The organism is Cyclobacterium sp. SYSU L10401, from assembly GCF_010993705.1.
Lineage (GTDB): Bacteria > Bacteroidota > Bacteroidia > Cytophagales > Cyclobacteriaceae > Cyclobacterium.
Window position 1 is genome coordinate 517,327 of record NZ_WOFO01000004.1, and the last position, 9,176, is coordinate 526,502.

8 protein-coding genes are annotated in these 9,176 nt (G+C 38.9%); 4 read left to right on the forward strand and 4 right to left on the reverse strand.

Going from position 1 to position 9,176, the window contains the following annotated elements; translation table 11 throughout:
- Window positions 1-270: 270 nt before the first annotated feature.
- Entirely contained in the window at window positions 271-657 is a 387-nt protein-coding gene (locus GL182_RS12775; RefSeq protein WP_163380050.1) for a DUF2784 family protein, read from the reverse strand.
- 176 nt (window positions 658-833) lie between these two features.
- Between GL182_RS12775 and GL182_RS12780 the strand changes: the two genes are divergently transcribed.
- The 3 genes from GL182_RS12780 to GL182_RS12790 are packed head-to-tail and all read left to right on the forward strand — an operon-like array spanning window position 834 to window position 5,017.
- Window positions 834-3,215: a carboxypeptidase-like regulatory domain-containing protein gene (locus tag GL182_RS12780; protein WP_163380051.1), complete on the forward strand. Its 2,382-nt coding sequence runs from the start codon at window positions 834-836 to the stop codon at window positions 3,213-3,215.
- Between the two features lie 41 nt (window positions 3,216-3,256).
- Entirely contained in the window at window positions 3,257-4,252 is a 996-nt protein-coding gene (locus tag GL182_RS12785; RefSeq protein ID WP_163380052.1) for a sensor histidine kinase, read from the forward strand.
- Between the two features lie 6 nt (window positions 4,253-4,258).
- Complete coding sequence (locus GL182_RS12790; RefSeq protein WP_163380053.1) at window positions 4,259-5,017, forward strand: LytR/AlgR family response regulator transcription factor; 759 nt, start codon at window positions 4,259-4,261, stop codon at window positions 5,015-5,017.
- A gap of 34 nt (window positions 5,018-5,051) precedes the next feature.
- Here the strand turns inward: GL182_RS12790 and GL182_RS12795 are convergent, their stop codons facing one another.
- A complete protein-coding gene (locus GL182_RS12795) occupies window positions 5,052-6,353 on the reverse strand; it encodes a WcaI family glycosyltransferase (protein ID WP_163380054.1) in 1,302 nt (433 codons plus the stop codon).
- A gap of 551 nt (window positions 6,354-6,904) precedes the next feature.
- Between GL182_RS12795 and GL182_RS12800 the strand changes: the two genes are divergently transcribed.
- Window positions 6,905-7,867: a phytanoyl-CoA dioxygenase family protein gene (locus tag GL182_RS12800; protein ID WP_163380055.1), complete on the forward strand. Its 963-nt coding sequence runs from the start codon at window positions 6,905-6,907 to the stop codon at window positions 7,865-7,867.
- 7 nt (window positions 7,868-7,874) lie between these two features.
- On the opposite strand, the gene GL182_RS12805 is transcribed toward GL182_RS12800, so the two are convergent.
- Together GL182_RS12805 and GL182_RS12810 are read right to left on the reverse strand one after the other, a co-directional pair.
- A complete protein-coding gene (locus GL182_RS12805; protein WP_163380056.1) occupies window positions 7,875-8,627 on the reverse strand; it encodes a porin family protein in 753 nt (250 codons plus the stop codon).
- 76 nt (window positions 8,628-8,703) lie between these two features.
- Window positions 8,704-9,176, reverse strand: a 473-nt coding sequence (locus GL182_RS12810; RefSeq protein WP_163380057.1) for a T9SS type A sorting domain-containing protein, incomplete at its 5' end; no start/stop codon positions are given.

The window sequence follows — 9,176 nt, forward strand, 5'->3', positions numbered from 1 at the left end:
AGCATTGCGCCAAGGCTTGTCGGAATTGTCAGGAGGCTTGTTTATCAGTACTTAGCAATTAATTGCAATTTTAACTGCTGGATCAATCCAACTCCGGTACCTCACTTTTCATTCAATGAACCTGAAATCAGGGGCCATTACAGCTCCCTGTTCGTGGAATAAACCTATTCTGCTCAGGTACAACTATTTTTTGGCTTTTTGAGTCTTTACCGATATTCGGAAAAACCAATACCTAACCCTGGTTAGACTTCCTGATACCCAAAGACTTTTTCACCTTTTGGTTTTAAAAAAATTAACCCAAACCGAAGCGATCAAAGCCAGCAGAGCAAGCGCAACAGTAAAGAAATCCACCCAGGCGGCAGGAGGAAGCATTCCAAAAAACCTACTGAACAGGTAACTGATATAGGAATTGGGTAGATTTTTCTCCCCCAGTTGCCTCAAAACCTGCCAGTGCCAATCGGTTAGGAAACAATAACCCCATCCATACCAGATCCCCAACAGGAACCAGGACAAAAAAGTAAGCCCAATCGTCAGTAAATGAATTTTACACCACTTTCTCACCATCCAACCGAACAAATTAAAGCCGATAAGTGTGGTATGCAACACCAGAAACAGGTAATCAGCGGTAATTAACCAGGTCGAAGCAAGGGTTAACATATTTTATTACGATTTATTCAAACCAAATGAACTGTCAGAAATGGGCAGTACATCTCCCTGATACTATCATCCAGGAAATATACGGATTCATCGCCGATCTAAACGGGTCTGTCCAACTTGATTTTCACCCAGCCTGCTCCTGCCGTTACTTTGCCTGCATGATAACCACAAATGACATGAGACACAAACTGATTACATTAATGATGCTGTTGAGCCTGAGCCATTGGGCCACTGCACAGGAAAAAAAAGCGTATACCCAAACAGTACGGGGAACCGTACTGGATATGGTAAGTCAATCACCTTTACCCGGTGCTTCGGTTAGGATCCTGGATACTGACCCTCTGATAGGAACCGCTACGGATCTGGAGGGCGGCTTTATGCTGGAGCAGGTACCCGCTGGAAGGGCGACAATTCGGGTCAGTTTTCTGGGATATGAATCTACTACTCTTCGGGAAATCCCCATTACCAGCGGGAAGGAAGTAGTATTGACCATACAATTACAGGAAAACCTGGAACAAATGGAGGAAGTGGTGGTTCAGGCCAGGGGAGACTCCCGGGAAGCACAAAATGAAATGGCCACTGTTTCTGCCAGGGGATTTGACATGGAGGCTACCAATCGATTTGCCGGCAGCAGAAATGACCCTGCCCGTATGGCACAAAATTTTGCCGGTGTGAGTGGAGCCAATGATTCCCGAAACGATATCATCATCCGGGGCAATTCACCCACAGGTGTATTGTGGCGATTGGAGGGAGTAGATATCCCCAATCCCAACCATTTCGGAGCCATGGGCACGACGGGGGGACCGGTAAGTATCCTGAACAGCAACCTCCTGGATAAAAGTGATTTTATCACGGGTGCATTTCCTGCTGCGTATGGAAATGCAACGGCAGGAGTATTTGACCTTAATTTAAGGAAAGGAAATGCCTACAGGAGGGAGTATTTGGTACAAATGGGATTCAATGGAATTGAACTGGGTGCAGAAGGACCTCTGGTAGAAGGAAAGCGGGCATCTTACCTGTTAAACTATCGTTATTCAACTATCGCCATGATGCAGGAAGTGGGATTTTCTGCCGGTACAGGGGATGCGGTACCCTATTATCAGGATTTTTCCATGAAAGTGGATCTTCCAACCGATAAAATGGGGAGATTCTCCCTTTTTGCCCTGGGCGGTAAAAGTAACATTGACCTGCTTGGATCGGAATCAGATAGCAGTACTACAGATTTGTACTCTGAAATGTCCCAAAACATCTACAACCGCGCCAAAATGGGTGTCATTGGCATCAACCACACACAATATTATGATCCCGAAACTTTTGGCGTAATCACCCTGTCTGCAGACCATAGTTTTTCAGGAAACCGGGTAGATTCATTGAGCCTTGAAAACAGAACACCTGTTCCGCTTTACCGCAACCATTACGGATTGAGCAAAATACGGGCACAATACGAAGTACACCGGAAGGTAGATAATAAAAACAATTTTCGAATGGGCATGAATTACGACTACCTGAAGTTCAATCTGCGGGACAGCTTGTACCAGGTAGAAGAAGATCGTTTTCAGGATTTGAGAAATGAAACCGGTTCTTCCGGACTGCTCCAAGCTCACCTGCAATGGCAGCACCGCTTTGACCAAAGGGTCAGAGCCAATATAGGTGTTCACTACCAAAACTTCATCCTGAACAATATCCAACAGGTAGAGCCCAGGGTTGGGCTGTCCTTTGAACAAAACCAAAGAAGTACTTTTAGCCTGGGTTATGGATTACACAGCCAATTGCAGCCCTTGCCGGTTTATTTTCTAGAATCTGAGGATTTAAATCAAGACCTTATCAGGACCAATAAAAATTTGGATTTCACCAAATCCCATCACTTTGTGGCCGGATATCGGTATCAGATAAGCCCCGATATTCATCTCAAATCAGAAATTTATTACCAGCATTTGTATGGAATTGCGGTGGAAGAGAGTTCAAGTAGTTTTTCCATGTTGAATGCAGGAGCGGATTTTGGGATTCCGGATGTAGACAGCCTGACCAATCGCGGTAGGGGAAGAAATTACGGACTGGAGCTTACCCTTGAAAAACAATTTAGTGAGGGTTCGTATTTTTTACTTACCACGTCCCTGTTTGATTCCAGGTATAGGGGAAGCGACGAACAGTGGAGAAATACCGCTTTCAACAGCCAATATGTTTTGAATGGGTTACTGGGCAAGGAATGGCAAATAGGAAACCCGAATCGCATTTTGTCCCTGGACTTCAAAATTACCTTTGCGGGAGGACAATACATTACTCCCATAGATTTGGAACGAAGCATCATGGAGAATCAAGCCGTCTATCAGGAGAACCGGGCTTTTTCAGTAAAAAATCCGGATTATTTCCGCTCTGACCTTAAAATAAATTACCGGGTAAATAAGAAAAACCTCACACATGAATGGTCGCTGGACATTCAAAACCTGACCAATCACCAAAATTTATTCCGGCAAACCTTTAACCCCATTACCGAATCTGTTGTGAATAGTTATCAATTGGGTATTTTCCCAATTCCACAATACAGGCTTACCTTTTAACCAATAGCTTTGGTTATATTGCCACCAAAGCTGCATGTAAAATGAAATTAAAAGCTCCCTATGACCGGTACCTGTTGATGCTGGGTCTTGCCTTCCTGCTGGCCATCATGCAACCTATGGAGGAGTTCTGGCCCCTGGTACTGGTCAATATGCTATTCACCTTCGTTTTCTGGGAAGGAAATTACCAATTGGTGGGATGGGTCAGGGAGCGATATCCGCTTATGCAACAAACCAGAAGACGAATATTTACTCAAATCGGGCTTTCCATAGGCTACACCATTCTTGGTGGAACAACAGTAACCTCCCTATTACATTTGGTAGGCTGGGCACCTTACGAGTGGGATTATCATTTGCACATCCTGCTTATGGGCTTGTTTATCACAGCTGTAATTGCCATCGTATATGAAACCATTTTCTATTTTGATCTCTGGAAATCCTCCCTGCTGGAAAGTGAACGACTAAAAAAAACAGCTGCACGTTTGCAATTTGAAAGCCTGAAAAACCAGGTCAACCCCCACTTCCTGTTTAACAGCTTGAACAGCCTTGCTGCCCTGATTCCTGTGGATCCGGTAAAGGCGGAAAAATTCGTGCAGGAATTTGCCCGCATTTACAGGTACGTGCTGGAAGTGAAAGACCGGAATTTTGTTTCGCTCAGGGAGGAAATGGACTTTGTATCTTCATTTGTTTACCTGCTTAAAATCCGATTTGGCGAGCACCTGAAGTTTGAGCAACAACTGGAAAAACACCTGGACCGTTACCATATTCCACCTTTAATTTTGCAAAACCTGGTAGAAAATGCCATCAAGCACAACGTTATTTTGAAAGACCGTCCCCTTGTCATCCTTCTTGAGATACAAAATGACACGTTATTGGTGCGCAATAACCTCCAAAAAAGGAGTTACCCTGCTGCATCAACCCAAACAGGTCTGCGGAATATGGCGCAGCGGCTGCAATTGGTAGTAAACAAAGAAGCTAAATTTTATAAAAAAGAGGGGTATTTCTATGCTGAAATTCCTCTGATTCCTGAATCTGATTGATCAACCATGTACAACACCCTACTAGTAGAAGATGAAAAGTTGGCTGCGGACCGGCTGGAACGAATGCTTCAACAGATCACTCCGGATATCCGGGTACAGGCTATAGTTGATTCGGTAAGCGCAGCGGTAGATTTTCTAAAAAATCACCAACCTGAACTTATCTTTCTGGACATTCACCTGGCAGATGGCTCGGGCTTTGAGATTTTTGAGCAGGTGCGGGTAAGCTGCCCGGTCATCTTTACGACCGCTTACGACGAATATGCGCTAAGGGCTTTTCAGGTCAATGGCATTGCCTACCTGCTAAAGCCCATCGGGCAGGAGGCATTGGAAGCGAGCCTGCAAAAGTTAAAATCCATACAGGCCTCTGGGATACAGGTAGCTTCCCTGGATGCGCTACTGGCCCAAATCCGAAAGGGAGAATCGCCCTACCGGAAGCGTTTTTTGGTTGCATATGGCAATACGATTAAATCCATCGGTATATCGGAGGTCGCCTATTTTTTTGCGGAAAACAAGGCCGTATACCTGGTCGACAAATCGGGCAGTAAATACGTACTGGACGAAACACTAGACCAATTGCAGGAAGGGATTGATCCGGAGCAATTTTTTCGGGTGAATAGAAGCTTTATGGTACAGGTAGATGCGATCCATCAGATGCATGCCTATTCCCGCAGCCGAATAAAGCTGGACCTGCAACCGCCATGCGGTAAAGAATGCATCAGCAGTACAGAGAAGACGGCCGCACTTAAAAATTGGTTGGGAACCTAGGTGGGAAATTTATCCGGTGATACTTTCGAAGTGATCAGCCTTTTGCGAATTCATTTTGGCTAACCAGCCCATTTACCATCTCCCTTTGAAAATCTCCCTTTAAAATCTGGTTTTCAAAACGATCCATTATGCCATTGATTGACAAATGATCTTCAGCGAACCGGCGGGAATTTAAAGAAATTTCATTCCAATTTTGTTCAATTGCATTTTTAATCCCTTGATTAAGAGCTTCCTGGTCGTCCCGATCTATTATGATACCAATTTTAAAGTTATTGATGGTACGGTACAATTGGGAACCCGGCATGGTCGTCACTAAGGGAACGCCCCCAACAGCCCATATACTGGTAAGCTTGGAAGGAAGCATCAAATCTGAAGTGCTGAACTTTTGGATTACTAAATGAACATCAGCCATATTTAAAATTTTAACAAACTTAAACAAGGGCTGAAGGGGTAGAAATTTTACATTTTCGAGCTTCAATTCAATTTTCATTTTCATTAGTTTATCCAAAAAGGGACCTGAACCACAAATTAAAAAATGAAGATTCTTTATGTGCTTTAAAGAATGACCGGTATTGATAATTTGGTCTAACCCTTGCTTTTCACCTATTGATCCTGAATACAAAACTATTTTGTCTTCCGGAGAATAGCCAAATTCTTGTTTAATTTTGTCTTTCTCTGATAAGGGTCTGAAAAAATCAGTATTAACCCAATTTGGAAAGAGAAAGATTGGCTTTTTACATTTACTATTAATTTTTGCAATCATCGAAGGCGAAATTGAACTCACATAGTCCGCTTTATTTAAAATAAACCTTTCAACGGCCAAAAGCATTTTTATGAAAAAATCAGATTTAACCATATTCAGATCCCGAGCTGCTTCAATTTGTAAGTCCTGAATATGATAGGAAAATTTAGCACCATGAATTTTTTGGACAAAAAAACCTAACAAGCCAAAATTAAAAGAAGGTGCAACTGCTATCACATGATCAAACCTTGATTGAAACATCAATGATATCAGCCTGAAAAATGACGAAATAAAAAAGGAAATATCGAGGATTATTCTTTTTTTCCCTGTTGGTAGAGAAGGAACATACATCGGGCACCTGTAAATGGTAATATTACCTCCTGATGGAAAGGATTCCTTTTCCGTTTGGTACCAAAATCTTTGTTTTACATAAGGGGCCTGAACTTTCCAAAAAGGGTAATAAGGATAGGTCGTCACGACTGAACAGTCATACCCTTTGGCAGCTAACCACTGGATCATTTCTCCATTGTATTTACCAATACCAGTCGGTTCCGGAGAAAAATTATATCCAATCAGTAAAACCCTCTTCTGCATGACAATTAATTTAAACCATCCTTAATAAAACAAACAATTTACATATATAAATTAAATAGTTTTTTATTAAAAAAATCCAATTAATCAACTCTGGGAGCAAGAATAAATTATTAATTCTTTTCTCAATTTTATCGATGTTTTAAAACCTAACATCATTTAGATAACAATAAGCAATATAAGAAAAATTAAGATGTATCGTAATTTTTTAACGTTTTTTTTGCTTTTTAAATACAGGAAAAAGTATTCCACTACCCAAGCTTTAAACTTGATTGATTAGGTAATTAAAATATACTTTTAATTACTTTTTATCAAATTTTTATTGTAAAAAAATAAATATACATACCTATTTAAATTTATTATATAATTAAAATAGATTAAAAAAACGATATTGTTTTATAATCAATCAAAAATAAAAAATTATAATTACTATTAAATGTAAAATAAAATATAGCTATTTGTTTATTTTATAAAATAAAATATGAATATTTAATAAAAATATTTATATTTAGAATACGGAAATAAAATTGAATTTACCTATATGTACTCATCACATGATAAATACCTTAAAAAGAATCAAAATATTAACTGAGGCTTATAATTTATTCAATCATAATAAATTATCTTACTTGAAGCCGCTATATATGAAATATGGACTGAAAAAGCAATTTTTTCAATCCATATCAAGTAAAGATTTTCCGAGGAATGAATCTCAAAACCTTCCTTTGTTTGATAAGGTTAATTCAGCGGATGAACTTCCAAATAAATTGTCATTTAAAGCATTGCCTGAAGGAATAAAAAAGGAATTACTCTCCTGGTCAAATGAAGGGTTTGCGCTTTTAAAAGATTTTTTTTCTGAGAATGAGGTGGAGTTTATCAATGAAAAAATTAATGAATTAGCCAAGTCCAACAAGTTGCAGATTCGGGAAGAAAGAAAAATGATGTTTGCTGTCGATCACAGTAAGGACTTACGCTCTATGGCAAGTCCCGATCGATTGGAGAAAATTCTGGAATTATTAATGGGCTGCCCCATTTCTCTTTTCCAAAGTGTCAATTTCTTCAAAGGCAGTGAAGACCCCGCACATTCGGATTTCATTCATATGACAACCTATCCCTATGGCTATTTAATAGCAGCCTGGATAGCGCTGGAAGATATTGACCTGGAAAACGGCCCACTATTTTATTATCCTCGAAGCCACAAATTAAACTATATCATGAATGGCGATTTTGATCACGGAGGAAATAAATGGCTTTTAGGAAAGTCTTATAAAAAGAAATATTCAGACAAAATTGATACCATATTATCAGAAAACAAATTCGAAAAAAAATATTTTACTGCTAAAAAAGGAGATGTTTTAATTTGGCATGCAAATCTATTACATGGAGGAAGTAAAGTAATAGATCCTGAAAGAACACGAAAAAGCATGGTGATGCATTATTTTGGTAAAGACGTGATCAGGTATCATGAGGTGAGCCAAAGACCTTCATTTTCAAATGAACTAAGCCAAAATAAATAATCATTTCCTATTGAAACCTATACCCTAGCGACATCTGAAACATTTCGTATTTGAATTCCCTTCTTGAATTTCTTTGCCAAAGTCCAATAGCATTTAAACCGTGCATGTATCTTCCATTAAAAAATATATGATTTGAGAATAAAATCTCTATCCCAAAAGTCAAACCAACACTTCTTTCCTCTGTCGTCTTTGATATATTATTTACCTTACCCTGATTATTTTCAAAACCATCTATTAACAATTCAAAATGAGGACCAAAAATAATTGAAGTGTTTCGAAGTATGCGGTACTTTAATAATAATGGTATAGAAAGATAATCTATGGCCAGATACAATGGCACAGGAGAAAATGCCCCCCTTACCCTTGATAAACTATATTCCTGAGCGATCAAAAATCTATCATTCAAAGGTATATCCAATATTAATCCAATTTGAAATCCTGATCTCCATACAGGTGCCAAATTGTCATATCCAAAGGAATATCCTTTGTTGAAATTCATGTTAGATACATTCAATCCAGACCGAATACCAAATGTTAATTTATTGGGATTCTTACCCGTCTTATAATTACTAACCCTCCAAATTTCCTTGGGTGATTGATACAGTACTTCACTATTTTCGACTTTAGAAACAATATCAGTTGATTTATCGCTTTCAATTTGAGAAAAAGAATTAAAAGAGATAAAAAAATAACATAGACTGAGAAAATAATAACTATGGTTTACAGAAATATTAATCCGAAAACAGGAATAATTATTCATAAAAAAAATTAAAATTCCATTTAAATAAATTAACTAATTTTATACTAGATAATGACTTATTTTTCATATAAATATTTTAAGATTTTATAATCAACCTGACTTGCTTAATAATTCCATTCTCTCCTATTAAAGTCACCATATAAACACCCTGCGACAAAGAATCTACCGGAATAGTGAAAATGGTATTATCATCTAGCCTTGTATCTTGCTCAAGTACCATTCTACCAGCCATATCGTAAATATAAATCCCGTATAGTGGTATATCAGCTCCCAATTCAATATTTATAAATTCACTTGCAGGATTTGGATATAATGATATTAATTCAGCTCCAACATGAATTTCCTCCTCCATCAATTGGGAGTCCTCGACTCCTTCGTTAATTACCCTTAGATTAGTAATATCCTGTGACTCCTTATTACTGGAAACAATGCTGATACCGCAAACTTGAGCATTATTTGCACTCGCATCCATCAATATATTCAATATACCATCCGTTACAGTAACCTCCTCAAACTCCAGTACCGTTTCCTGATTGTTGTTCGCTACAA

What these genes read in the sequence shown, in the direction of transcription:
- GL182_RS12775 (WP_163380050.1), bottom strand. Translation starts at nt 657, where the DNA reads ATGTTAACCCTTGCTTCGACCTGGTTAATTACCGCTGATTACCTGTTT.
- GL182_RS12780 (WP_163380051.1), top strand. Translation starts at nt 834, where the DNA reads ATGAGACACAAACTGATTACATTAATGATGCTGTTGAGCCTGAGCCAT.
- GL182_RS12785 (WP_163380052.1), top strand. Translation starts at nt 3,257, where the DNA reads ATGAAATTAAAAGCTCCCTATGACCGGTACCTGTTGATGCTGGGTCTT.
- GL182_RS12790 (WP_163380053.1), top strand. Translation starts at nt 4,259, where the DNA reads ATGTACAACACCCTACTAGTAGAAGATGAAAAGTTGGCTGCGGACCGG.
- GL182_RS12795 (WP_163380054.1), bottom strand. Translation starts at nt 6,353, where the DNA reads ATGCAGAAGAGGGTTTTACTGATTGGATATAATTTTTCTCCGGAACCG.
- GL182_RS12800 (WP_163380055.1), top strand. Translation starts at nt 6,905, where the DNA reads ATGATAAATACCTTAAAAAGAATCAAAATATTAACTGAGGCTTATAAT.
- GL182_RS12805 (WP_163380056.1), bottom strand. Translation starts at nt 8,627, where the DNA reads ATGAATAATTATTCCTGTTTTCGGATTAATATTTCTGTAAACCATAGT.